General features: G+C 61.6%; 22 protein-coding genes. 12 read left to right on the plus strand and 10 right to left on the minus strand.

All coding sequences use genetic code 11. The features are described 5' to 3' along the window. Positions 1-263: 263 nt before the first annotated feature. The 3 genes from C1725_RS14215 to C1725_RS14225 form a co-directional block, all read right to left on the minus strand. Complete coding sequence (locus C1725_RS14215) at positions 264-2,555, minus strand: ABC transporter substrate-binding protein (protein WP_102412227.1); 2,292 nt, start codon at positions 2,553-2,555, stop codon at positions 264-266. 259 nt (positions 2,556-2,814) lie between these two features. After that, the gene (locus C1725_RS14220) at positions 2,815-3,360 is read right to left on the minus strand and encodes a hypothetical protein (RefSeq protein WP_102412228.1); all 546 of its coding nucleotides are present in this window, start codon (positions 3,358-3,360) and stop codon (positions 2,815-2,817) included. A gap of 132 nt (positions 3,361-3,492) precedes the next feature. Further along, a complete protein-coding gene (locus tag C1725_RS14225; protein WP_102412229.1) occupies positions 3,493-5,217 on the minus strand; it encodes a phosphohexomutase domain-containing protein in 1,725 nt (574 codons plus the stop codon). Between the two features lie 191 nt (positions 5,218-5,408). On the opposite strand from C1725_RS14225, the gene polA reads away from it, so the two are divergent. The 12 genes from polA to C1725_RS14290 all read left to right on the plus strand — a co-directional run bounded on the left by polA (position 5,409) and on the right by C1725_RS14290 (position 20,037). After that, positions 5,409-7,961: a DNA polymerase I gene (polA, locus tag C1725_RS14230; RefSeq protein WP_346026691.1), complete on the plus strand. Its 2,553-nt coding sequence runs from the start codon at positions 5,409-5,411 to the stop codon at positions 7,959-7,961. Between the two features lie 50 nt (positions 7,962-8,011). After that, positions 8,012-8,617: a dephospho-CoA kinase gene (gene coaE, locus C1725_RS14235; protein ID WP_102412230.1), complete on the plus strand. Its 606-nt coding sequence runs from the start codon at positions 8,012-8,014 to the stop codon at positions 8,615-8,617. Positions 8,618-8,730: 113 nt separating this feature from the next. Beyond that, positions 8,731-9,432: a lytic transglycosylase domain-containing protein gene (locus tag C1725_RS14240; RefSeq protein WP_346026692.1), complete on the plus strand. Its 702-nt coding sequence runs from the start codon at positions 8,731-8,733 to the stop codon at positions 9,430-9,432. Continuing rightward, entirely contained in the window at positions 9,377-11,020 is a 1,644-nt protein-coding gene (locus C1725_RS14245; protein WP_102412232.1) for an ABC transporter substrate-binding protein, read from the plus strand. Before C1725_RS14240 ends, C1725_RS14245 begins: the two co-directional genes overlap by 56 nt. Positions 11,021-11,741: 721 nt before the next feature. Continuing rightward, entirely contained in the window at positions 11,742-12,722 is a 981-nt protein-coding gene (locus tag C1725_RS14250; protein ID WP_102412233.1) for a DctP family TRAP transporter solute-binding subunit, read from the plus strand. Between the two features lie 113 nt (positions 12,723-12,835). Continuing rightward, positions 12,836-13,333 (plus strand): TRAP transporter small permease subunit, encoded by a 498-nt coding sequence (locus C1725_RS14255; RefSeq protein WP_102412234.1) that lies wholly within the window; start codon positions 12,836-12,838, stop codon positions 13,331-13,333. Then, positions 13,333-14,598, plus strand: a complete 1,266-nt coding sequence (locus C1725_RS14260) for a TRAP transporter large permease subunit (protein ID WP_102412235.1) — start codon at positions 13,333-13,335, stop codon at positions 14,596-14,598. Before C1725_RS14255 ends, C1725_RS14260 begins: the two co-directional genes overlap by 1 nt. Positions 14,599-14,853: 255 nt before the next feature. Beyond that, positions 14,854-15,447: a hypothetical protein gene (locus C1725_RS14265; protein WP_102412236.1), complete on the plus strand. Its 594-nt coding sequence runs from the start codon at positions 14,854-14,856 to the stop codon at positions 15,445-15,447. Positions 15,448-15,680: 233 nt separating this feature from the next. Further along, a complete protein-coding gene (locus C1725_RS14275) occupies positions 15,681-15,893 on the plus strand; it encodes a DUF6199 family natural product biosynthesis protein (RefSeq protein WP_102412238.1) in 213 nt (70 codons plus the stop codon). A gap of 155 nt (positions 15,894-16,048) precedes the next feature. Next, entirely contained in the window at positions 16,049-17,056 is a 1,008-nt protein-coding gene (gene asnA / locus C1725_RS14280; protein ID WP_102412239.1) for an aspartate--ammonia ligase, read from the plus strand. Positions 17,057-17,128: 72 nt separating this feature from the next. Further along, positions 17,129-18,133 carry a hypothetical protein gene (locus tag C1725_RS14285; RefSeq protein ID WP_102412240.1) on the plus strand — a complete coding sequence of 335 codons (1,005 nt, stop codon included), beginning with the start codon at positions 17,129-17,131 and terminating at the stop codon, positions 18,131-18,133. A gap of 2 nt (positions 18,134-18,135) precedes the next feature. Next, positions 18,136-20,037, plus strand: coding sequence for a rod shape-determining protein (locus C1725_RS14290; RefSeq protein WP_102412241.1), 1,902 nt, complete (start codon positions 18,136-18,138; stop codon positions 20,035-20,037). A gap of 75 nt (positions 20,038-20,112) precedes the next feature. Here the strand turns inward: C1725_RS14290 and C1725_RS14295 are convergent, their stop codons facing one another. The 7 genes from C1725_RS14295 to uxuA all read right to left on the minus strand — a co-directional run bounded on the left by C1725_RS14295 (position 20,113) and on the right by uxuA (position 25,940). After that, positions 20,113-21,057, minus strand: a complete 945-nt coding sequence (locus tag C1725_RS14295; protein WP_102412242.1) for an alpha/beta fold hydrolase — start codon at positions 21,055-21,057, stop codon at positions 20,113-20,115. Beyond that, on the minus strand, positions 21,054-21,842 hold the full coding sequence (locus C1725_RS14300; protein ID WP_346026693.1) for an inositol monophosphatase family protein: 789 nt from the start codon (positions 21,840-21,842) through the stop codon (positions 21,054-21,056). The genes C1725_RS14295 and C1725_RS14300 overlap by 4 nt, the downstream gene beginning before the upstream one ends. Positions 21,843-22,061: 219 nt before the next feature. Next, positions 22,062-22,427, minus strand: a complete 366-nt coding sequence (locus C1725_RS14305; RefSeq protein ID WP_102412244.1) for a DUF4180 domain-containing protein — start codon at positions 22,425-22,427, stop codon at positions 22,062-22,064. 5 nt (positions 22,428-22,432) lie between these two features. After that, positions 22,433-23,371, minus strand: a complete 939-nt coding sequence (rsgA, locus tag C1725_RS14310) for a ribosome small subunit-dependent GTPase A (RefSeq protein WP_346026694.1) — start codon at positions 23,369-23,371, stop codon at positions 22,433-22,435. 221 nt (positions 23,372-23,592) lie between these two features. Beyond that, positions 23,593-24,015 (minus strand): GNAT family N-acetyltransferase, encoded by a 423-nt coding sequence (locus C1725_RS14315; RefSeq protein ID WP_102412246.1) that lies wholly within the window; start codon positions 24,013-24,015, stop codon positions 23,593-23,595. Between the two features lies 1 nt (position 24,016). Next, the gene (locus C1725_RS14320) at positions 24,017-24,868 is read right to left on the minus strand and encodes an SDR family NAD(P)-dependent oxidoreductase (protein ID WP_102412247.1); all 852 of its coding nucleotides are present in this window, start codon (positions 24,866-24,868) and stop codon (positions 24,017-24,019) included. A 19-nt stretch (positions 24,869-24,887) separates the two neighbouring features. Next, positions 24,888-25,940, minus strand: a complete 1,053-nt coding sequence (uxuA, locus tag C1725_RS14325; protein ID WP_102412248.1) for a mannonate dehydratase — start codon at positions 25,938-25,940, stop codon at positions 24,888-24,890. Positions 25,941-26,044: the final 104 nt, after the last annotated feature.

Below are 26,044 nucleotides of genomic sequence, written 5' to 3' on the forward strand. Positions count from 1 at the left end.
GGTCGGGGCCGCCGGGCCCTGCCGCGAACGCGCAATCCCGTGCTTGCGCTTGCCTGCCTCCCGCTTCAGGCTGCAGGCGGATAACCCGCATGCGCGGGGAATATTCCGAATTTAATGGAAGCAGCCGGCAAATCCGCGCGTCTCCGTCGGCGCATCGGACGCTGCAAACGGATGATAGATCGCTGGATCGAAACATAAAGGTAACCGGGCCCCGGCTCACCTGCCGGGGCCCGGCCATGCCGCTTACAAACGGTGTGGGGGGATTACTTCACCATTTCCATGTGATAGGCGCCCTGCGTCCAATCCCAGAAGGTGGTGATGTCCGGGGTCACGGTGTCCATGTTGATGCGCTCCGGGCTGAAGATGATGCAGTTCTGGCGCTGATAGACCGGAATTTCGACCGCGGCATCGACGATGCGATCCAGGCAGGCCTTATAGGTCGCCTTGCGGTACGCCTGATCGGCGCTGGAGCGCGCGTCCATGATCAGCTTATCCAGTTCCGGATCCGCCAGGTGATAGTGGTTGGACTCGGTGCTGCCCGGCAGACCCACGATATTGCTGGAGTGATAGGTCTGATACAGGTCCGGGTCGACCGTGGCCTGCCAGGCCGCGGCCCACAGCTCCTGCGTGCCGGCGTCCAGGCGATCCCAGAGAATGGTGGAATCGGCTGGGTCGTTGATGGTCAGCGTGATGCCGATCTTCTCCAGCGCATTGCGCGTGTCGGTCACGACGCCGAACGACGGGTGATCGCCCGCGCCGTCGGCCGGGATGATGATCTCGTACTCGAGCTTCGCGCCTTCGGGCGCGGCGGTGAACTTGCCGGCGGCTTCGTCGTAGGTATAGCCGGCCGCCTTCAGGTATTCGACAGCCGCCGCGAGGGCCGCGTCGTACTTCTGCTCCGCGGTCATGTCCGCGGTGTACAGGTCAGCGCCATCCACGCCGACGGAGAACGCGACCTTGTAGTCCTCGTCCGTCTTCTGCGGGGCCGCCCAGGAGGTGTTGGAGATCGGGTAGTTAATGATGCTCGCGCGATCGCCGTAGTAGGAGTCGATCGACACGTCGCGATACACGGCCAGCACGGTCGCCAGCGCCTTGCGCAGGTTCTTGGAGGCCTCGCTCAGCGGTTCGCCGCCCACGTTCACGGTGTCGGCGTTGATGCCGAGGTAGCCGTAGCCGAGGTTGTCGACGGTGTTCACGACGATCTTGTCGCCGTCGAGCTCGCCGTTGGAGTTGTAACCCATAATTTCCTTCACGGCGGTGTCGCTGAAGGTCGGGTCGGTCAGGTCTACGGTGCCGGTGCCGACAGCGGAAACCTTATCGGGCTCGAGCGTTTCCCTGTACTGAACGTACTTGGTCTTCGGCTCGCCGCGCCAGTAGTTCTCGTTCGCTTCGAGATAGACGATCTTGTTCTCGTACTTGACGAACTTGTAGGGGCCGGCGCCCATCGGAGCGCTGGTCTTCGCCTTCACGGCGGACAGGTCGCCGCGGGTGAAGCCGAACTGATCGTTCTCGTAGTCGTACAGGCTCACGTCGCCGTAGTAGTGCATCGGAGCGATCGCGATGCCGCAGATATTGTAGATCGCCGGGGCCTGGAAGCCCTTGGTGGTCACGGTGACGGTGTTCTGGTCGACCTTCTTGATGCCCTCGATGCGCGAAACCTCTTCGCCGCCGGCAGTCGCAAGGGTCTCCTCGAGCACCATGGTCTCCACCTGCGCGTCGAACATCGCGTCGTCGCCATAGGCGCTGGCCGCGGCCGCATAGTCGCTGCCGTACTGAGCGATGATGTCTGCGAGCACCTGCGCCTCGTCCTCCACCTTGGTGGAGTCGTACGCCTCATCCTTGCTGTACAGGAAGGCGAACAGATCCTTGGCCACCGGGTACGCGTCCGTGTAGGACTTGTAATCGGCGTTGCCGTAGATGCTCTTCGCCCACTCCATCTCAGAGGTCAGCAGCGGAGCGACCAGCTCGGCCGCGATGCGCGCCTTGACCGCGTCGGACAGGTTGGCGGTGTCCACCTCGACCGACTCCGCCATGGAGTTGTTCTGGCGGTAATTCTCCATGCCGATGATGCCGTAGGAATACAGCGACGCGCTTCCGTCATAAGACGGGTCGGCGTACACGTAATAGGAGAAGATCAGGTCGTCGGCGTCCATGACTTCGCCGTCGGCGAACTTGACGCCGTCCTTGATCTTGATGGTATAGGTCGTCGTATCGGAGGCCTCGTCGTAGACCTCGGATACGTCGGTGATGCCCGTATAGGTGTAATCCGTTCCGTTGTACGGAATGGTCTCACCCTCGATCGCGTTCTTCACCGGCGCGCCCTGACGATCCGACGTCATGGCCAGCTCCTGCGTCAGCGTCTCGCCGATCCAACGGTCGTAGACGGTGTCGCAGAAGAAGGGGCTGAACTTGCCGCTGAAGTTGCTCGTGGCGATGACCAGGGGCTTTTCGGTCTCGGTCGCCGCCGCCGTGTCGTCCGCCATCGCGGGAACGAACAGGGTGAGGCACATTGCGCCTGCGAGCAGCACGGACAGGAACTTCTTGATGCTGTTCATCTGTTTTTTCCTCCTTGTCGTTTGCTGGGGAATGACCCAAAAGGTAAGCGTTATGATACATCTCCTGCCAGGAAACAAAAAAGGGAGAAAAAACGCACAAAGGCGTGTTTTCTCCCCCGCAGGGCTTTGTCACAGAACGTTTACCTATCGAGGCATAAAACCCCAGATAGATTTATTATAACATTGCGATTCCTTTCCCGCAAGAGAAAGTCCGCATGTTACCGAGAGTAATATTTATGCAATTATCTGGAGAAATCCTTCATAATCCCTTGTCCACCATCCGTGCATTCACGTCTTTCATGAAAAACAGCGAAAGGATCCCTGCACAGAGCATCAGCGCAAAGCCGGCGAGCGCCGTCCCCTCCACAGCGCTTCCCCTCCCGGTGAGAATCACAAAAAGGTCGCCCAGCAGTGCGACGCCCGAAAGAATCGTCTGCGTAAAGGAAGCGGTCCGCGCCGTCTGCAGCGCTTGATCCTTTGCCTTTCTGGTGAAGCGCTCGCCGAGCCGCCATATCCGCAGGGCACAAACCCCCAGGAACGCGGTGGACAGCATCGTGAACATGTGCGGCATGGAGATGAGCAGGTTATGGGCCGCCGTGCTGTTGACGAAGCCCGCCAGAAGGAAACCGGCAAGCCCCAGCGCGAAACATCCCGCGAGCGACAGACTGCACAGGCGCTTTCGGCGCTCGTCCACGTTCAAGCTGAAATACTCGCCCGTATACACCGCCCGTTTCTCTTCCTTCCCCGTACCGGGATCGATGTGCTTTACGATTTTATAATCGCCTCTGTACTTCTTGTCGCCCATTGCGGCCTCCTTCTACACTAAAAAAGAGTCTGTTCTTTCCCAAAAGGATGCTTCCTTATTCTACCGGCTGCCTGTTTGATATAAAAAATAAAAGATTAGCTGCCGCGCCGGATGCGCGGCAGCTATGCGGTTTTACTTCATCAGAGCTTCGCTGGCTTCGCGCAGCTTCGCGTTCAGCTCCTGCGCTTCCCCCATGTCCTTCGCGTTGGTATTGACGTACAGCTTGATCTTCGGCTCCGTGCCGGAGGGCCGGATGCAGACCCAGGCGCCGCCCTCCAGTTCAAAGTACAGCACGTCGGACTTGGGCAGATCCAGGCGGCTCCTGTTCCCCTTCGCGTCCGTGCGCTCGGAGCACAGGTAATCGCGCACGCCCAACACCTTAAGGCCCGCGAGCCCGCTCGGCGGGCTCATGCGCAGGCCCTTCATGATGGCCTGCATCTTGGCTACGCCGTCCTTGCCAGGCAGGGTGACGGAGACGACCTTCTCGACGTACGCACCATAGGTCGCGTAAATTTCCAGCAGGATGTCGTAAAGCGTCTTCCCCTGCGTCTTCGCCCAGGCCGCGGCCTCCGCGATGAGCAGCGAAGCATTGACGCCGTCCTTGTCCCGCACGAAGGTCGAGGACAGGAAACCGTAGCTCTCTTCAAAGCCGAAGACGAACGTATACGCGCCCGTATCCTCGAACTGCTGGATTTTTTCAGCGATGAACTTAAAGCCTGTCAGCGTATCGAACGTGGTCAGCCCGTAGCTTTCCGCGATCTTGCGCGCGAGCTCCGTGGAGACGACGGATTTGACGACCGCGCCGTTCTTCGGCAGCGTTCCCAGCGTCCTGCGGCTCTTGAGGATGTAATAAAGCAGCACGCAGCCGATCTGATTGCCCGTCATGAGGTAATACTTGCCCTCGGTATCCTTGACGGCGATGCCCACGCGGTCGCAGTCCGGGTCCGTGCCGAAGATGCAGTCCGCGCCCTCGCCGTCGGCCAGCTCCATCGCCAGCTTGAACGCCGCGGGGTCCTCGGGGTTGGGCACCCGGATGGTGGAGAAATTCGGATCGGGCAGCTCCTGCTCCTTCACGACCAGCACGTTTTCAATGCCGATTTCCGAAAGGATCCGCCGCACGGGCTTGTTGCCCGAGCCGTGCAAGGGCGTGTAGACGATCTTGAGCTCCTTGCCCGCTTTCTTCATGAGCTCCGGCTGCACGGACAGGGTCTTTACCTGCGCGATGTAGTCGTCGTCCACCTCGCGGTTGCCGATGATCTGCAAAAGCCCCGCCGCGCGGGCCTCTTCCTCGTCCATCTCCACCGCGTCCTGATAGGTGCACGCGCGGATGCGCGAGAGCACCTGATCCGCGTATTCCGGCGGCATCTGGGCGCCGTCCTCCCAGTAGACCTTGTAGCCGTTGTACTGCGGCGGGTTGTGGCTGGCGGTAATCACGATGCCCGCTACCGCGTGCAGATGGCGCACCGCGTAGGAGAGAACCGGCACCGGGCGCAGCTCGTCGAAGAGGTAAACGTGAATACCTTCGCGGCACAGCACCAGCGCCGCCGCCTTGGCGAACTCCGGGGACATGCGCCGGGAATCGTAAGCGATGACCACGCCCCGCTTCGGATACGACGGATCGCCCGCGTTGATGTAATCCGCAAAGCCCTTCGTCGCCCGCCGCACGTTCTGAAGGTTCATGCGGTTGGTGCCCGCGCCCAGCACGCCGCGCATGCCCGCCGTGCCGAATGAAAGCTCGGTATAGAAGCGGTCCTCGATTTCTTTTTCATCCCCCGCGATCGCTTTTAGCTCCTGAAGCGTCGCCGGGTCATCCGCAAAGTCGCGAAGCCATTTTTCGTACGTTTCCTTATACGTCATGGAGATTCCCTCCCTTTTCGTAATTGCCCCATTCAGGCGGATAGATCAGATATAGTATAGTACAATACGGGCAAATTTTCCATCTTTTTTTGTGCGCAGCATCCCTTTTTCCCCTGCGCCCAGCTATTTGTATTTTAGGGCCTGTTGTGGTATTCTATAATGTAAGAGAAATTTGCGAAGGGGAAATCGATTTGGAGGAAACCTTCATCGTCGTGGACGGCAACAGCCTGATGCACCGGGCGTTTCACGCGCTGCCCCCGCTGACCACCAGCACGGGCGAATACACCAACGCGGTTATGGGCTTTACGAGCATGCTGCTCAAGCTCCTGGGCGAGGTGCGCCCCAACTACCTTGCCGTGGCCTTCGACATGCACGGCCCTACCTTCCGCCACGTGGACTTCGCCGATTACAAGGCGGGCAGAAAGCCCACGGCGGAGGAACTGCGCCCCCAGTTTCCCCTGCTGCGCAGGCTGCTGGACGCCATGCAGGTGGCGCAGCTGGAGCTGCCCTCCTTCGAGGCGGACGACATGCTGGGCACCGTCAGCCGTCTGTGCGAGGAGCGCTCGATCCGCGCGCTGCTGGTCACGGGCGACCGCGACGCCATGCAGCTCGTTTCCGACCGCACGCACGTGCTCTACACCAAGCGCGGTATCAGCGAAACGGTGGAGTTCGACCCCGAAACCGTGCTTTCGACGTTCGGCGTCACCCCCGCGCAGATTCCCGACCTGAAGGGCCTCATGGGCGACGCGTCGGACAACATTCCCGGCGTACCCGGCGTGGGCGAAAAGACGGCGGTCAAGCTGCTCACGGAGTACGGCAGCGTGGAGCGCGCGCTCGACGCCGCCGGGACGGACCTCAAGGGCAAACTGCGCGAGCGGATGATCGAGGGACGGACGAGCGCGCTGATGAGCAAGAAGATCGCTACCATCACGCGCGAGGTGCCCATCGAGCTGGACTGGGAAGCGTGCCGTCTGCACGACCTATCCGGCGGCGAAGCGGTGCTGGAGGAGCTGGAGATGAAATCCCTGATTCCCCGCCTGAAGGCGCTTCACGCGGAAAAGCCGAAGACCGACGCAAAAAGCACGCCCCAAACGCCCTGGCGCGAGGAAGAGGCGCTGAACACGCCGGAGGACATCCGCCGCTTTATCGACGGTCTGCCGGATATGCACGATGCGACCGTGGCCCTTTGCCTTTCCGATGCGCTGACGCTGGCCTGTCAAAACGGCGCGCGCGCGCGCATCTGCATCGCGCAGGACCTGCTCACGGACGGACTCGACCCGCAGGAGGCCATGCGCGCCCTGTCGACTCTGCTCACGGGCACGCGCGCCCTGTGCGTACACGGGGCCAAACGCCTCCTGACGCAGCTCGCGCAGTGGGGCATCGCCTGCACCGCCATCGAGGCGGACGTGCTGCTGGAAGCGTACCTGCTCGATCCGCAGCAAAAACGCTATGAAGCGCCCGAAAACGCTGCCGCGCTGTACGATCTGCACGTGGCGCAGTGCGCGAAGCTCGAAGAAGCGGGCATGCTTCCGCTCTACTACACGATTGAAATGCCGCTCATGCGCACGCTCTTTTCCATGGAGCAGGAGGGCTTCCTCGTCAATCGGGAAGAGCTGCTTCGCCTGGGCGCGGGCTACACGGAGGAGCTGGAACGTCTGCGGCAGGAGATCTACGCGCTGACGGGCGTGGAGGGCTTCAACATCGCCAGTCCCAAGCAGCTGGGGGAGGTGCTCTTCGAGCGCCTGGGCCTGCCGACGGGGCGCAAGACCAAGTCGGGCTACTCCACCGATGCGGACACGCTCGAAGCCATCGCGGACAAGCACCCCGCCATCGACAAGATTCTGAGCTACCGGCAGCTTTCCAAGCTGAACGGCACCTATGTGGAGGGTATGGTGAAGCTGATCGGGCGCGACGGGCGCATCCACACCTGGTTCGATCAGACCGCGACCGCCACGGGGCGCATTTCCTCCAACGAGCCCAACCTGCAGAATATCCCGGTGCGCACGGCGCTGGGCCGCGAGATCCGGCGCGCCTTTATTGCGCGGGAGGGCTGGCTGCTCTGCGACGCGGACTACTCGCAGATCGAACTGCGCCTGCTCGCCCACCTTTCGCAGGACGAGGGCATGATCGAGGCCTTTTGCTCCGGACAGGACATCCACGCGCGCACGGCGGCGGAGGTCTACGGCGTGCCGCTTGAAGAGGTGACGCCCGCGATGCGCTCGGCGGCCAAAGCCGTCAACTTCGGCATCGTGTACGGCATCAGCGATTTCGGCCTGGCGCGAAATATCGGCGTGAGCCGCCGCGAGGCGCAGGAGTTCATCGATCGTTACTTTGCGCGCTATCCGGGCGTTCACCGTTTCATGGAAAGCGCCGTGGCCAAGGGAAAGGCGCTGGGCTATTCCACGACGATGTTCGGCCGGCGGCGTCTTTTGCCGGAGCTCTCCTCGTCCAATTACAACACCCGTTCTTTCGGCGAACGCGCGGCGATGAACACGCCCGTACAGGGCACGGCGGCGGACATCATCAAGCTCGCAATGGTCCGCGTGCACGAAGAGCTTCAAACGCGCGGCCTTCGCGCTAGGCTGATTCTTCAGGTGCACGACGAACTGATCGTCGAGGCCCCGCCGGAGGAACAGGGCGAGGTGGTCGAGGTGCTGAAGGTCTGCATGGAAGGCGCGGCTTCCCTGTCCGTGCCGCTCGTCGCAGATGTGCACACCGGCAAGACCTGGTACGAGGCTAAATAGTTTTTGCAATCTTTTCCCCTTCTGTTACGTCTTTTGAAAGGAGGCATCGTATGTACCGCATCGGACTTACCGGCGGCATCGCCAGCGGCAAATCGACGGTCAGCCATTACCTGTGTCTGCTCGGAGCGCCTGTCGTCGACGCCGACGCCCTGTCCCACGCCCTGACGGCGGACGGCGGCGAGGCGTTGCCCGCAATTCGCGCGCGCTTTGGGGACGGTGTCTTTCAGGGGGAATCGCTCGACCGCCCCGCGCTTTCCGCGCTCGTGTTCTCGGACCGTTACGCGCGGCGGGATCTGGAGGCGATCGTGCATCCTCTCGTCTTTCGGGAGATCGAAAAGGAAGCGCTGAAAATTGCCGAGACGGGCGCGCCCGCGGTCGTTTTGGACGTTCCGCTGCTCTTTGAAACCGGCCTGGATCAAAAGGTCGACGAAACCTGGCTCGTCTGCGTGCCGGAATCGGAACAGATTCGCCGCGTCATGCTGCGTGACGGGCTCAGCGAGCCGGAAGCGCGCGCGCGCATTTCCAGTCAGATGTCCCTGCGCAGCAAGGTGCTGCGCGCGGACCGCGTAATTTCCACTCTGCGCACGGTCGAGGAAACGCGCCTCGAGGTGCGCGCGCTATGGGAACAGACGCTTTTTTCCCTTCGGGAAGGATAATCGCGCCTTTATACAAAAGGCATCGTCAGAAAGGAGCTCCCCGCATGACCCAGCAAACCCCGCCGGAGGAAACGCCGCGTCCAAGGCGCAGGCGACCGCAGCAGGCGCCGCTTATGTCCGCGCCGCTTCCGGATCAGCAGCCCTCCGCTTTCCTTCGACGCCAGGCGGCCTTCTGGGACGGCGTGCCCCTGTGGCTTCGCGCCGGCATTCTGACCCTTCTCGCGCTCGTGCTGGTGTTATCCTGCGTGCAGGTCACGCGCGCTTACATCGCGCATGAGGCGGAGCGGCGCAGGTTGGAGCAGGAAGCAGCGGAGCGCGCCAGCCACCCGCTTTACTACGCGGACCTCATCAACCGCTACGCCGCTCAAAACGAGCTGGACCCCGCGCTGGTCAGCGCGATCATCCTGTGCGAATCCAGCTTCGATCCCTCGGCGGAATCCCGGCTGGGCGCGCGCGGCCTGATGCAGCTGATGGAGCCGACGGCCGAATGGGCCGCGGACAAGCTCGACGAGGAAGACGGCTACACGTTCGACAAGCTGTACGACCCCGAGACGAACGTGCGCTTCGGCACGTGGTACCTGGGCTATCTCAGCCGCCGCTTTGACGGCGACATGCTCAAGGTCGTGTGCGCGTACCATGCCGGCCAGGGAAACGTGGACGCATGGCTGGAAAATCCCAAGTACAGCGCCGACGGCAAAACGCTACAGACTGTGCCCGAGGGCGGCACGGCAACATATGCGCAAAGGGTGATGAAAGCCTATGAAATCTACCGCAAATACTACTTCTCCCCGCAGCTCATCGCGCCTGCTGCGTAAAATCTGCTGCGCCGCGCTGACGCTTCTGCTGCTTGCGGCGGCAGTGCCTGCGCCCGCGCTGGGCAGCTCGCTCACGGTCGCCATCGTCGCCTCCGACACGCTCGAGCTCTACCCCCTCTCCCTGCGAGAGCGCGATCCCGTGAGCATGCTCGCGCTCGTCTACGAGGGGCTGTTCACGCTGGACGACAACGAGCAGCCCGTCGGCAAGCTGGCAAAGTACTGGGAATTTGCTAACAGCGGCAAGCGTCTGGACATTACCCTGCAAAGCGGCGTCACGTTTCACAACGGCGAACCGCTGACGGCCCGCGACGTATGCGCGACGCTCGACCGCATCAAGGAACTCAGCGGCATGAACGACGACCAGGAGACGGACATTGCGCCGGAAGAACGCGGCCTGTATCAGAGCGTAATGTACTACATCTCCGGATGGAGCGCGTCCGAAGAGGACGATCTGCAGCTTTCCATCTCGCTTCGGCGCTCCTACTACGGCGCGCTCTACGCGCTTACCTTTCCGATCCTTCCCGCCAGCGAGGTCGACCAGGCCGCGCCTGCGGGCACAGGACCCTACCGCATCGCCCAGTACCAGCCGGGCGTGCAGCTATGGCTGACCGCCAACACCTCCTGGTGGCAGCGCACGCCGCAGGTGACCGACGTGATCGCCAACATCTATGCGGACAGTGAAAGCGTGCTCGACGCGTTTGAATCCAGCGATGTGGACGTCGCCATGACCCGTTCGCTCAACGCGACGCGTTATTCGGGCAGCCTCAACAGCTACATGATTACCTACCGTACCCGCCAGCTGGAAGTGCTGCTCATGAACCATGGCTATAAAAAGAAAGACGGATCGCTCGCGGATCTGGACATGCGCCGGGCGATCCTGATGGCCATCGACCGCGACGCGCTCGTCAAATCGGTCTATCAGAACATGGTGACGCCCGCGGGCGGACCCATCATGTCGGGCACCTGGCTGTACAACGAAAACGCCGCGCAGGACACGTACAACCCCGATATGGCCAAGGCGCTACTGGACGGTCTGGGGTGGAAGCTGGCGGAGGACGGCAAGCGCTACAAGACGAACAACGCCGTGCAGGGAGACGCCCTGTACTTTACCATCCTGACCTACGACGAGCCCGGCAGCAACGTGCGGCGCAACGCGGCCGAGCAGATCGCGCAGATGCTCAAGGCCGTGGGCATCAACGTCAGCGTCAACGTCCGTTCGTACGAAAGCGTCTTGGCCAATCTGGATAGCGGCAACTTTAGCCTCGTGCTCGGCGCGTTCAACCTGGATACCGTGCCCGACCCCGGCTTCATGCTGCTGAGCGGCGCGGGCGTCAAATATCCCGGCGCGAACTTCTGTCGCTACAACAGCAAGGATATGAACACGCTGATACAGGATCTGCGTAAAAGCTACGACGCGGACGCGTTCAGCGCCAAAATGTCCGAGGTACAGTACCAGTTCGCAGGCGACATCCCGTTCGCCGCGCTGTACTGGCGCACCGGCGCGCTGCTCGCCCGCGAAGCCTTCACCGAGGCACGCGACATTCGCGAGCTCGAACTTCTACGCGGTCTGGAATCCTGGATTTACTAAACATAAGCGCGCGGAACGAAAAAAGTTTGTTTCGCGCGCTTTTTTTGCGCATGAAGAGGCACGCTGCCGGGCATATTACGTTCAGGGCAAGCGGAACGAGAAAACCGCGCCCGAAGAAGGACGCACCGTCAGGGCGCGGCCGGATTCGGATTCGGAGGAAAAGACGCGATATCTTCCCGCAAGGGAACAGCGTACCTTCCTCCTTCTGCCCCGGAGAGCGGCGTCATGCCGCTCTTCTTTATTGCATAAACATGTAGTTTTCGCCGGACAAGCGGTATCCCGCGATCATTTCAGGGACAAAATCCGCCCTTTTTCACCCCAGAACGCAAATTCGTCCTTGACAATCCCGCAAAGCGTCGTATAATAATGAATAACTTCATGAAGAAAAGCATCGACCGGGAACCCGGCCTGTGCGCTCGCTAAAGAGAGCTGCCGTTCGGTGAAAGGCAGTGCGCAGCGGCAGATGCCCTATCCTCCCGGTAGCTTGGGGCCCAAGAGGGATCCTCCCTTGCGTAAGCCTCCACGGCCAGGCAGCCGTTATCCCGCCCGCCGTTGCGCCGCTGTGCGGCAAGACGGGCTGAGCGCCGCGCCGAATGGCCGGAACGAGAGTGGTACCGCAGAGGTTTTCGCTTCTGTCTCTTACTAAGGAGACGGAAGCGCTTTTTTGTTTCAAACGCCGCAAGGCGCTGAAAATACACGATTTGGATGGAGGATGAACTCAATGAAACACATCGTCAAACTGCTCGCCCTGACGCTGGCGCTGACCCTTTGCCTCGCCGGCTCCGCTATGGCCGAAACCGTGCTGCAGCTGGGCACGACCGTCAACGAACAGGACAGCTTCCAGGTCGCGGCCGACAAGTTCGCCGAGCTGGTAGCCGAGCGCACAGGCGGGGAATACAAGATCGAGATCTACCCCAACGGCACCCTGGGCGACGAATCTACGATGCTGGACAGCATGACCATGGGCATGCTGGACATGGGCATCATTACCAGCGGCCCCTTTGTCAATTTCTCCGAGATGATGGGCGTGCTGGACATGCCGTTCCTGTTCGCGAGCAACGAGGAAGCCTACGCGGTGCTCGACGGTGAAATCGGCAAGGAGCTGCTGGTTACGTTGGAGGACGCGGGCCTGAAGGGCCTTGCCTACGCGGAGCGCGGCTTCCGGAACATCACCAATTCCACGCGCCCCGTAACCTGCGCCGCAGACCTCGCAGGCCTCAAGCTGCGCGTGATGGAAAACGAAGTGTACACCGCGACCTTCTCCGCACTGGGCGTCAATGCCGTTCCCATGGCCTGGGCCGAGGCGCTGACCGCCATGCAGCAGGGCACCATCGAGGGCGAGGAGAACCCCATCAACGTGATCTACTCCTATGGCCTCTGGGATTACAACCAGAAGTACGTGACGCTCGACCGCCACAGCTACTCCACGGCCATCATCACCATGAGCCTGGACGTGTTTAACGGCCTGGACGAAAAGACACAGCAGATCTTCGTCGAGGCCGCGCAGGAAGCCGCCGAATACGAGCGCGCCTGGGTCGCCGAGCAGGAGGCGGGGCAGATGGCCACGATCCTGGAAAAGGGCGTCGAGGTCGTCGAGGACCCGGACATGGATTCGTTCCGCGAGGCGGTTCAAAGCGTGTACGACGCCTACCCGCAGTACGCCGAATACATCTCCCGCATCCAGACGCAGCTCTCCAAGTAAGCCTTTGCGCGTCCGCTCCCTTCAATAAAAAGGAGGGCGGCGCGCCTGTGGAAGGGGAAAGGGACGCGCTCTTTCCCCTTTCCTTACCACCGATTGAACAGGGGGTTTCACCGATGGCAGCAAAGAAAGCTCTGGACAGGCTCAGCAGCCTGCTGGATAAGGCCTGCGGCGTGGTCATCGTCGCCATGCTGGGCGCGATGGTGCTCATTACCACCGCGCAGATCGTCTGCCGCATCGCGTTTACCGCGCTGACCTGGTCGGACGAAGTGACGCGCTACCTGCTGATCTGGTCTACGTTTTTAGGCGCCACGTGCGTCTACCGGCATGGCGGCAACATTTCCATCACCTTCGTTCAGGAAAAGCTGCCCCGCCCCGCCGGAAAGGCGCTGCGCGTGCTGGTGCACGCGATCTGCTTTGTGCTCTTCGCGGTGCTCTTTTACTTCGGCACGCGCTACTGCCTGAGGCTGAACAAGACGGCGACCAGTCTGCCGATTAAAATGAAGTACGTCTACAGCTGCGTGCCCATCAGCATGGTCATCTTGATGCTGCACGCGCTGGTGATGGGGCTGGACGAGCTCCTGGCGCATCCTGAAAAGGAGGTGAAGGCGTAATGGCGCTCCTGCTCTTTGGCGTGTTTATCCTGCTTCTGTTGCTCGGCGTGCCCGTCGCCTTCTCCATCTGCGCCGCCGCGGCGGTCACAATGTTCGCGGGCTTTGGCGACGCGAAGATGATGATCGTCGTGCAGCGCATGTTCGCGAGCTGCGATTCCTTCAGCCTGATCGCGGTGCCCTTCTTCATCTTTGCGGGCGACCTGCTGTCCAAGGGCAAGATTTCAAAGGTGCTCGTGGAGTTCTGCGAATCGCTGCTCGGCATGATCAAGGGCGGCCTCTCGGTCGTCTCGGTGCTCGCGGGCATGTTCTTCGCGGCGATCTCCGGCAGCGGCGCGGCTACGACCGCTGCCGTCGGCGCGACGCTCGTGCCGGAGCTGAAAAAGCGCGGCTATCAAGAGGATTCCGCCGCCGCACTGGTCGCCGCCGCCGGTACCATCGGCGTCGTCATTCCCCCCTCCGTCCCCATGGTGCTTTACGCCGTCATCGCGGAGGAGAGCGTCAACCGTCTGTTCAAGGCCGGCTTCCTGCCGGGCGCCCTGATGGGCATCATGCTCATCGGCATCGCGCTGTTTCAGGCGTATCGGCGCGATTACCCTAAAGGCGCGCCCTTTTCCATTAAGAACATCCTGCACCGCTTCGTTCCGGCAATCGGCGGCATCCTGATGCCCGCCATCATCCTGGGCGGCATCTTCTCCGGTTACTTCACGCCCTCCGAGGCGGCGGCGGTCGCTGTCGTCTACGCCGTGCTCGTCTCCGCGTTCGTATACCGCGATCTCACGTGGAAGAGCCTGATTTCCACGATGCTCGGCAGCGCCAAGACCTCCGCCGTCATCATGATCATCATCGCCTGCAGCGGCCCGTTCGGCTGGGCGCTGGCCAACTGGAAGATTCCCGAGGCCATCTCCATGGCGGTGCTGAGCGTCTCCAGCAACAAGTACATCATCCTGCTGCTCATTTCGCTCATCATCCTCATCGCGGGCGTGTTCATGGAAACCTCCTCTGCCATCATCATCCTCACCCCCGTCTTTCTGCCGCTCGTGCGCGCGCTGGGCATTTCAACGCTGCACTTCGGCATCCTCTTCGTGGTGGGCATCGCCATCGGCATGATCACTCCCCCGGTCGCGATCAACCTTTTTGTCGCGACGGGCATCACAGGCCTCCCGATCGAAAAGATTTCAAAGGCCGTCGTGCCTTATCTGATCGGCCTGATCATCATCTTTCTGCTGATCGTCTACCTGCCGCTGCTCATCCCCGGCCTCATTTAAATGAAATAAAGAATGCCGCAAATCCGCCGCAGGGGAATCCTCGCAGCGGATTTCGTATTTTCCCTTCTTTTCAAGCCGGAAGCATGCCGCATTCATAACGCCCGGCGAATGCGGCGTATTGATTGACTCCGCCTTTTCGGATTGTGCTTGTATAAATTTTCAAGTACAATATAATCGGCGTGTTTTTTAAGGTGATAAGCTTTGTTTTCACGTGTGGGGTTGTTTTATAATTTGAAAGATAAGGAGTATTATAAAATGATTGATTTACAGGCATATCTTGAAAAGAAAATACGTGGTATCATTTCAGCTTGGAATGAAGATGACATTTATGCTATTTCATTTTTTGTTTACGCAAATGAGGCGTACGAATATAGTGGATATTCAAACGTTACGCAATTTTCTGTGAGCTATAATACTGAAAAGGATTGTAGTGGCGTGGGTGAATTATCTGAGGAACGTTGGAATTATGCTTTTTGGCGTCAGAATGAAACACCTATAATCGAAGCAGACAATGAGAACGAAGGCATAAAATTTCTCTTTAATTGGTATGAGGAAAACGGCGTTGATAATATTGGATATGAAAATTATGACGCCTGTTACGATAATGAAATGCGATATATCGGCAAAGGTCCAGTCGGATATTATGAGTTGCTTTCGGAAATAACCGATGTTGCAAAAAAATTACAAGATAGTGGCTTTGTTAAGCATAAATTCGGCAGACCAATTCCTATTATTATTCATGATTTGGAATATTCGTGGTATATTATCGAAGCAACCAAAAAAGCCAATTCAAATGGAGAAGCCGATATGTTTTTTGCTGCGATAAAGGAACTCGGTTTTATGGACTGATAGAAAATATGGTTTAGGATCAGCGGTTCTGTTCTCGTGCTGCTCTGGACAATTTACTATTACGCAAAACGATATGCAGGCGGTATCGCAGACACAAAGGATAATCTCGTCCGCGGCATCGTTGCTTTCTTCTGTGCATTCATTATTGTGAAAAGATGTATTGATTTTTTACGCCCCCAAAAAAGACGCATGAATTCAATTACCGCCAATGCCTTTCAAAGGAGGCGTACGGCATGATCCTGACCTTGCTGAGCGGCGCCGCTTTTTCCCTTCTCGGCCTTTTCCTCTTTATAAAGCCCGATCTCGTCTGGATGCTGACGGAGCGGTGGAAATCCTACGCCGCGGACGAACCCTCCGATCTTTACAGAAAGAGCACGCAGCTGGGCGGCATCCTATTTATCCTTCTCGGTCTTGCGATGATCGTTCTCCCTCTCGTGCTCCAATAGGCGATTTCCAATGCAAGCCAGATGCGATACCTCGCTTCGCTCCGTCTATTTGAAGCCCCAGACTCATACAGTTTCTTCTGTGATGGCGCGCGATTTGACAGAAGCGCCGTCAGCGCGTATACTTGGAGATATTCTTTTGCAAAGAAGGGTTTCGCATGACCGGAAGCTATATCCCCGCAGGCTATCAGCCTACGCTTTCCCTTTACGAAACGCAGGCCGCCATCAGCCTCATCAAACGCACGTTCCAGGACGCCCTCGCCGGCGCCCTTTCGCTCAAACGCGTATCGGCTCCGCTGTTCGTCGATCCCGCCACAGGTCTCAACGACGACCTGAGCGGCGTCGAGCGCCCGGTCTCTTTCGACGTGCCCGCCGCGGGAATCGACGCGCAGGTCGTTCACTCTCTGGCGAAGTGGAAGCGCATGGCCCTCTACCGCTACGACTTTCACGTGGGCAAGGGCATTTACACCGACATGAACGCCATCCGCCGCGACGAGGAGCTGGATAACCTACACTCCATCTACGTCGATCAGTGGGACTGGGAGAAGGTCATCTCCGCCGAAATGCGCACGGAATCCATGCTGCGTATCGCGGTAAACGCCATCGTCGGGTGTATCTGCGATGCCGCGCTGATCGTCCGCGGGCGCTATCCGAGCCTTTCGACCTCCCTTTCGCGCGAGGTCTCCTTCATCACCTCGCAGGAACTCGAGGATCTGTACCCGGATTTAACGCCCAAGGAGCGCGAGCATGCGTACGTGCGCAAGCATCCGACGACCTTCCTCTCGCAGATCGGCGGCAAGCTGCGCTCCGGGCAACCGCACGACGGGCGCGCGCCGGACTACGACGACTGGTCGCTCAATGGCGACATCCTGTTCTACAATCCTCTTCTCGACTGCGCGTTCGAGGTGTCCTCCATGGGCATCCGCGTGGACCCGCAGGCGCTGGACAGCCAGCTTACGCTCGCGGGGTGCGATGCGCGCCGTTCCCTCACCTATCACCGAATGCTGCTGGAAGGAAAGCTTCCGCTCACCATGGGCGGCGGCATCGGCCAGTCCCGCCTTTGCATGCTGCTGCTCGGCAAGGCGCACATCGGCGAGGTGCAGTCCTCCATCTGGGACGAGGAAACGCACCGCGTCTGTGAGGCCGCAGGCGTAACGCTTCTATGATCCCGCGGCCGCCGTCCCTGTGGGGCGGCGGCCCTTTCCATACCCCGTACACGCTGTTTCAGGAGGCATACAATGGGAAAAAACCGGATGATCCGATCGCTTGGCCGGAAGCTCTCCGCCCTGCAATCCGCGCCGGAGGGCAAGCCCCTGCCTGCGCCCGAAATCCTCAAGCCGCCGGCCCTTACGCCGGAGGAAGTGAAAAAATACGTCCAAGCTTCTCCGCTCGACATTTCCTCGCCGATGGGCGCCGCAGGCGCCTGGCAGCGCCGTCGCGAAGAATTTGCCTTGCAGGTGCTTTCCGCGTCAAATGAGGACGAAGCGCTCGCCGCCGCGAAAGTCGCGCTGTCGGCCGTGCAGCAGTCCGTCCTTTCCCCGCAGCGGGACTCCCTGCTCGTGCAGCAGACGCGGGTGCTCTTCGCCTGCGCAAGCAGCGCGCTGCCGCTGCTTGCCGCACAGGGCGAGCCCGACGTAACCTGTGAAATCCAAACTGCGCCCGCGCCACAGGGCGGGATGCCGGGCGCGCTGTTTCTGCTTTCAGCCGCCGCGACGCTTCTCCTGCTGGTGCTTTCCTGCCTGAAGCTGAGCGTGCTGTCCACCGCGCTTTGCGCGGTCTCGTTGCTCTGCCAGCTCCTTTCCTGCGCTTTTCATCTCTATCGGCGAAAGCGCACGCCCTCCCCGCTTCCGGTGCGCGTGCGCGCCAGCGCGCGTCTCGATCCGCGCCGGGCGCTCAACGCCATGGATCGCCTGATGGAAGCGCTGGACAAGCGTCTGGAGGAACTGGACGCGCTCTACGCCCAACAGAACGCGCCCGGATCGGACGCGCCCGACGCCGTGCTGCTCGACCTGCTCAGCGAGCTTTTGGAGCTCGAATCGCTCGAAGGTGGCGAGGACACCGGCGCAGCCGCGCGCCGATACCTGACGCAGCATGGCGTGCGCGTCGTCGGCTACAGCGAAGCTGCGCGTGCGGCCTTCGATATTCAGCCCGCACGGACAGGCGCGCGCACCGTGCGCCCGGCGCTGTACGAGGGAGACAGGCTGCTTCGCCGCGGGGTCGCGGCGGTCGCAAAGGAGGCGTAGGCATGCGGACGATCGGTTTTGACCTGGGCGACGGGGAGAGCGCCGTCGCCCTGCTGGCGCAGGACAGCGCCCTGCAGCCGCGCATGTTCGACTTCGGCGGGACGCACAGTGTGCTTTCCGCCGTGGGCCTGCTGGACGGCGAAATCGTCATCGGCGACGCGGCCTACCTCGCGGAGGGTGTCCAAAGCCTCTGCGTGCGCTTCAAGAGCCGCTTTCTGGACGATAAAGAGGCGGCCTTCGACCTGGAACGCTTCGCGCGCGGCGTTCTCGACGCGCTGGTGCGCGCAGGCGTCAGCCTGGACGACGCACAGGTGATCGTGGGCTGCCCCGCAGGCTGGGACGCCGCCGCCCGCAGTCGTTACCGCGGCCTGCTCACGCGCGCGGGCTTTCCCGGCGTCTCCATCGTCACGGAATCCCGCGCCGCGTTTCTGTACGCCCGTGGCGCGCGGGACATACAGGCGGATCCCGCGCTGCTGCGCGAAAATACGCTCGTCGTGGACATCGGTTCCTCCACGACCGACTTCGCCTACATCGTCAAGGGACGCGAGCAGGGCATCGGCACGTTTGGAAACGTGCGGCTCGGCGGCGGCGTGCTGGACGCCTGCATCCTGCGCGAGGCGCTGCTGCACAGTCCTGACCGGCGGGCCATTGAGGCGGTCTTTCGCGAATGCCCAAGCTGGTACAGCTACTGCGAGGTGGAGGCGCGAAAGCTCAAGGAAATCTACTTTTCAAACGAATCGGCCTGGTCGGAGGACGCTCCCTGCACGCGCACGGTGCGCATTTATTACGACACGCCGCCGCTCACCCTGCCGCTTCGCCTGACGCCGGGAACGATCCGGCACATCCTCGGTTCCCCCGTCGAGGCGCTGGGCGAGCGTTCCTTCCGCCAGACGCTGGGCGAGGCGCTCTGCGGCGCGCGGCAAATCACGCAGGACGCGCCGCCCCGCCTGCTGCTGCTCACCGGCGGCGCGTCCCGCATGACCTTCTTTCGAGAGGCCTGTCAAGAGGCGTTTCCGGATGCCGCGCTCGTCTGCTGTCCAGAGCCCGAATGCTCCATCGCGCGCGGGCTCGCCTATGCGGGCCGCGTAGACGCGATGATGGCCGCTTTCCGCGCGGAGATCGGCGCGCTGCTCGAGGACGGGCTCGTCGAACGGACGGTTCGGGAGCGCTTGCCCGGCCTCGCGCGCCCGCTTTCCGCCTGGCTGTCGCAGGAGATGATCGAACGCGCCGCCCTGCCCGTAATAGATGAATGGCGAAACGGCCGCATCGAGCGTCTGAGCGCGCTGGACAGCATGCTCGCCGCCCGCATCGAACAGGTGCTTTCGCAGGAGGAAGCCAGGGCTCAGCTCACCGCCATCAGCCGCACATGGACGGAGGGCGTCCTGCAGGGCCTGCAAAGTCAGCTTCTGCCCATCTGCGCGCGCTACAGCGTGCCCGCGGAAGACATGCGTCTGACGAACGTCGCCGCTCTGCCGAGCCCTGCCGTCACGCCGGACATGCCGGGCGCGTTTGCGCTCGACTACATCGGTACGCTCGTCGCCTTGATCGCCGGGCTCATCGCCGGCACCCTATGCGGCGGAAGCGGCGTGGCGCTGGTCGCGGCCGGTCCCATGGGCTGGCTCGCCGGCGCGATTCTGGCGATGCTCGCCGCGTTTGTCGGCTGGACGAGCGCGCGCTCTCTCCTGCGCGACGCCAACCTGCCCCGCCCCGTGCGCAAGCTCGTGCCCCGTTCTGTGCTGGCCTGGCAGATGCGCGGCAAGCAGGACGAGCTCACAAGGCTGCTTCTCGCCTCTTTTTCCGACGAGCAGGGAGACTTTGCACAAAAGCTGTGCGCCTCCGTTTCGAGTTCCCTTAAAGACGCGATCTCCCGGCTCGTGGATGAAGCGCAGATGCAGCTCGAATAGCCCTTAAAAAGCGCCGTCCCGGCGCCGTTTCGGAAGATACGCTCCCGCGACGGCTCCAGGACGGCGCCCGCATTTTTATTCCATTCCAATCCGCCGTATGAAGCGGACAAGCGCCGCCTCGTACGAAACGGGATCCGTGTGATAGCTCAGCGCATGCGCCGCGCCCTTCACCACCAGCAATTCCTTGTCCGTCGGACACGCTTCGTAGACCCTGTAGACCATCTCGGTCGGCACGAAGCCGTCGTCCCCGCCGTGAATAAAGAGGAAGGGCACCTTTGCCTTGGGGAGCTGTCTCAGCGCGCTGCACTCCCTGAACGTATAGCCGCCGCGCAGGCGGCACACGAGGCTGGCCATGGGCAGGATCGGGTAGACCGGCAGATGAAACATCTTCTTCATCTGCGTCGCAAATTCATCCCAGGCGCTGGTGTAGCCGCAGTCGGAGACGATGCCCTTCACCTCCGGCGGCAGCGATTCTCCGGACGCCATCATGACCGTCGCCGCCCCCATGGAGACGCCGTGCAGCAGGATGCGGCATTCAGGCCCAAAACGTTCGGCGAGGAGCTCGCACCATTGCTTCACGTCCAGCCTGTCGCGCCAGCCAAAGCCGATGACCTTTCCCTCGCTTTCGCCGTGCGCCCGATCGTCGGGCAGCAGCAGACCGACGCCCTGATCCAGATAAAACCTTGAAAACGCCGCGAACTCGTTGAGCCCCGTGCTCGTGTAGCCGTGAATGCAAAGGGCGATGCGCCCGTCCGGACGATCCGCCGGAAAGTACCGCGCCTTCAGCTTCAGCCCGTCAAAGGACGTAATCGCGATCTCCTCGTGCGGCCTCTTGAGCAGTTCCCGCTTGCAGACAAGCGCGTACCGCCTGTACGTGAGCCACGCGCTCGATTCCTTCTTTTCGTCGTCCTCGCCGGGCTCGGTCGTCTTGCGGCGCGTCAGCATCGTCTGAAAGAGCACGACTGCGGCAGCGAAGCACAAGAGCAGCAAAGCCCCCAGCACGATCAGCGCCGCCTTCATAGCGCGCCCCCTTCGCGCGCGTTTTGAATGAGCTCTTCGAGCGCGCCGTATGTCTGCGCGGGCGCGGCCAATACACCGATCGGCCGCTCAAAGCCCCATACGTCCGGCGAAAGCGCGCCTACGCGTCCGCCCGCCTCCTGCACGAGCAGCGACCCGGCGGCGTAATCCCAAGGCGAAAGGCGAAGCTCAAAATACCCCTCGCTCCGCCCCGCGGCGACCGCGCACAGGTCCAGCGCCGCGCTGCCGGAGCGGCGCACGTCGCAGCAGGCGCGGAAGATCGCTTTAGCCGCCGCAAACGACTGATCCGTCAGCTCCAGATTATACGGCGCGGTGCCGAAAAAGATCACCGCGCGGGAAAGCCCGCGCGAGCTCACGGCAATGGGGCTGCCGTTGAGGAATGCGCCGCCGCCCGTCCGCGCCGAAAACAGCTCGTCCGCATAGGGATCGTACACCGCGCCCAGCACCGGGCTTCCCCCGTCCAGCAGGGCGATGGAGACCGCGCTGTGGCGCAGGCCGCTGATGAAATTCTGCGTGCCGTCGATGGGATCGATGACCCAGGCGCAGCCCGCCGTCACGGCCTCGTTGCGCTTTTCCTCCGCGACGAACTGCGCGCCCGGTACGAGCGGGGTCAGCGCCTCGATCACCTGCGCTTGAACGGCCTCGTCCAAATCGGTCACGAAGTTCGCGTGCCCCTCTTTTTCATGGATGCTGAGCGCTCCGGCTTCCAACATGCGCGCCCCCGCCGCACGGGCGACGGCGCACACCTTCTGTAGCAGTGCTTCCATATACATCATCCCTCGATCGTTCGTTAACGCCCCAAACAGGCGCACCAGGGTACCTGCGCGAACGCGACCGCCGCGCCCCTGTCTGCGGGGTATACGCCATTCTAGCAAGGTACGGGGCCGGCGTCAACCGTTTTAGCATGACGCGTCCAATTCTTCCCTTTCTTTGGGCGCCGCCGGACAAACCGCGGGCGTGTCAAGCGGCGGCCTCGCCCCTTTCGCTCAGGCTCCGGCCAGCATTTCGACCGCCGAAGCTTCGTCCGGGGCAAAAAAGATGTTCTTGCCTTTATTGCTTTCCCGAATAAAGTCCTGCAGGGGCTTGCTTTTGTAACCGGTAAAATCCCCGTAGATCGCAAGCTTCACCCTGTAATTCACAAACTTTTGCAGGACCTCACCCGCAAGCCCGCTGCTAAGCGTGAAAAACGCCGGCGCGAACGCCTCCTTGCCCAGGACGATCGCCTCACACCCGCTTTCATATTTGACCGTCATCATCAGGTCAAGCGCGTCCTGACCGCTCTTTATGACGGCTTCGCCCGCATTTACGACGGCAACCGAACGTCCGCCGCAGGGGAATGTCTTTATTTCCATCCTTCTTATCTCCTTTTCTCCCTTCCACGCCGGCCTCGCCTTTCCTCCTCCCGGCGCAGTTTCAGGTAATTTTCGTAGCGTCCGCGTTCGATCGCGCCGCTTTCCACCGCCCGGCGCACCGCGCAGCCGGGTTCCTGCCCGTGCGCGCAGTCTGCAAACCGGCACGAAGCGGCCAGCGCTTCGATGTCCTCAAACGCGGCGTCCACGTCGCTCTCGTCCAGCGCGAATTCGCGCATGCCCGGCGTGTCGATGACCGCGCCGCCGCCCGGCAGGCGAACGAGCTGCCTGTGCGTCGTGGTGTGGCGGCCACGCGCGTCCTCCTCGCGGACGGCGCTGGTGCGCAGGGCGTCCTCCCCGATCAGCGCGTTTAAAAGCGTGGATTTTCCCACGCCGGAAGAGCCGACGAACGCCGCCTGCCCCGTCCCGATGCGCGCGCGCACCTGCCGCACATCTGCCCCGTCCTTTGCGGAGCAGCAGAGGATTTGAACGCCCGGATTGTCCTGTGCGACCTGAGCCCGTCGCGCGCCTGCCTCCGCGCATAGATCGGCCTTGGTGAGCACGATCACCGGTGCGATGCCCGCACCGCGCGCTGCGGCGAGGTATCGCTCCAACCGGCGTTGGCGCAGTTCCTGATTGAGCGACGTACAGATGAACAGCACGTCCAGATTGGCGGCGATGGGCTGGCTGTATCGCTTCGGGCCCGCCGCCGTGCGCAGCAGCAGGCTGCGCCGCGGCAGAATCTCCAAAATGACGGCGTCACCCTGGATGTCCTCATCGCGGTCGAGCGCGACGCGATCCCCCACGACGGGGAAATCCGCAGCTGACCGCAGCCGATGGGCGAGCTTGCCCGCGACGCGGGCGCGCATTTCGCGCCCGGTTTCTTCGCAAAGTACGCTGTAGAGTTCGTGGTGCTGGCTTAAAACTGTTCCCAAAATGGTCTTCAAAGAGATGCTCCTTTTCATTTTGGGCATAAAAATGCCCGGGAGGGTTGGATCTCTCCCGGGCAATCACATTTCTTGCCGCGCGGTTAATGGGCCAAACACGCCGGGAGCCGTGTTTCAAAGGCCTTCCTATCCAAATCCTTCATATCCACCGCTCCTTTCTCATCGTCCATTTGGCTCAACCGGAACGCAGTATAGCACAAGTATCGCCCGTTGTCCAGTCCCTACAGGCACTTTATGAACATTCGCTCGTCCTCCGGCGCGTATCCGCTGGACGCGTAAAACGCCTGGGCTGCCGCGTTATTTCCGCCCGTGAGCAAAAAGACTTCGCGGACGCCGCGCCGCGACAGCTCCCGCTCCGCCAGGCGCAGCATCTCTGCCGCGAAACCCCTTCGCCGGTACGCCTCCCGGACGTACAGCTCCGCGATCTGTCCGCTGGGGTCGCGATAGCAAAGGGAGCGAATACACCGCGCACACAGGAACCCGGCGGGTTCGTCCGCCTCCAGCGCCAGCACGGCGATCTCCTCCGTGCTTTCCCGAAGCGCGCGGGCGATCTGGTGTGCGCTCGCGGTTCCTTCCCCGTTAAACTCGCGATTGAGAACACACAGCGCCTGCGCGTCCGCTTCGCGCGCAATCCTTACCTGCATTTTACACCCCGGAATAGGCCGAGAAGCCGCCGTCAATGGGCAGCACGACGCCCGTGATGAAGGACGCCGCCTCCTCGTTGAGCAGGAACAGCAGCGCGCCGTCGAGCTCCTCCGCCTTGCCGAAGCGGCCCATGGGCGTGGCGGCGAGGATCTTCCCCGTACGCGGCGTCGGCGTGCCGTCGTCATGAAAGAGCATCTTTTCGTTCTGCTTGGTCACGAAAAAGCCCGGAGCGATGGCATTGACGCGAATGCCCGCCCTGGAGAAGTGCACGGCAAGCCACTGGGTAAAGTTAGAAACCGCCGCTTTCGCGCCGGAATAGGCGGGAATCTTCGTCAACGGGCAGAAGGCGTTCATAGAGCTGACGTTGACGATGGAGCAGCCCTTGCGGCCGACCATCTGCGCCGCGAACGCCTGCGTGGGCAGCAGCGTGCCCAGGAAGTTGAGGTTGAATACGAACTCCACGCCGGAGGCTTCCAAATCGAAGAAGCTCTTCGTGTCCGCGTCCAGGTCGCCTTCCTCGTAATATTCCTTGTCCGTCGTCGCGCGCGGATTGTTGCCGCCCGCGCCATTGACGAGCACGTCGCAGGGACCGAGGCCGGCCTTCACCTGCTCCGCGACCGCCTTGCACATGTCCTTGTCCAGCACGTTGCACTTGTACGCCTTCGCGACGCCGCCCTCCGCCTCGATCTCTGCGGCAAAACCCGCCGCCGCCGCTTCGTTGAGGTCGAGCAGCGCGACCTTCGCGCCCGCGCGCGCGAGCACCTTGGAAAAGCTGCTGCAAAGCACGCCGCCCGCGCCCGTTACCACCGCCACCTTCCCGTGAAGGTCGGTATTGATCGGATTTTTCATCATTTTCAAATCGCCTCTTTCTTTAATCCCTGCGCTTTTGCTTTTCGCAGGCCTCGAACAGGCCGTTCAGGTACGTGGCGCCCAATGCCCGATCGTACAGGCCGTAGCCCGGCTTTCCCGTCTCGCCCCAGATCATCCTGCCGTGATCCGGGCGCACGTAGCCGTCAAAGCCCGTCTCCACCAGCGCGCGGACGATCTCGTACATGTCCAGGCTGCCGCAGGAGGAGAGGTGCGCGCGCTCCTCGAAGCTGCCGTCCTCCATGTTCTTTACGTTGCGGATGTGCATGAAGTGAATGCGGCCCATGGCGCTGTACTTTCTCACCATGCGCACGACGTCGTTGCTGCTCGCGCACCCGAGACTGCCGGTGCAGAGCGTCAGGCCATTGGCCGGGCTGTCCACCAGCTTCAGGAAGCGGTCCAGGTTTTCCTCGCAGGTGATGATGCGCGGCAGGCCGAAGATGGGATAGGGCGGGTCGTCGGGATGGATGGCCATCATGACGCCGCACGCCTCCGCCACCGGGATGACGGCCTTGAGGAAGTATTCGAGATTCCGCCAAAGCCCCGCCTCGCCGACCTCCTGATAAGCCGCGAACAGCGCCCTCATCTCGTCCTTTTCGTAGCTGGAATCCCAGCCCGGCAGGGACAGCCCGTCGTTCAGGGGATCGAGCCCGCGCAGCTGATCCATGTACATGACCAGGCTCGTGGAGCCGTCCGCACCCACCTTGTCCAGCTGCGTGCGCGTCCAGTCGAACACCGGCATGAAGTTGTAGCAGACGCACTTCACGCCGCAGCGAGCCACCCGGCGGATATTTTCCTTGTACACGTCGATATAGCGGTCGCGCGTATCGCGGCCAAGCTTGATGTCCTCGTGTACGGGAATGCTCTCCACCACGTCGAAGACGAGCCCCGCTTCCTCGCAGAGCTGCTTCAGGCGGGCGATGCTCTCCTCCGGCCACACCTCGCCGGGGCGCACGTCGTACACGGCGCTCACGATGCTGCGCATGCCCGGAATCTGGCGAATCTGCGAAAGCGTCACCGGGTCCGTCTCGCCATACCAGCGAAATGACATTTTCATCGGCAACCAACCTCCTATGGAATCTCTTTACAGGCATTATACCGCACACAAAATGCAATTCCCATCGCTTTCATTGCCCAGCGCATTGCAAATCTTGCGTTTTT

The organism is Beduinella massiliensis, from assembly GCF_900199405.1.
Taxonomy (GTDB): domain Bacteria; phylum Bacillota; class Clostridia; order Christensenellales; family Aristaeellaceae; genus Beduinella; species Beduinella massiliensis.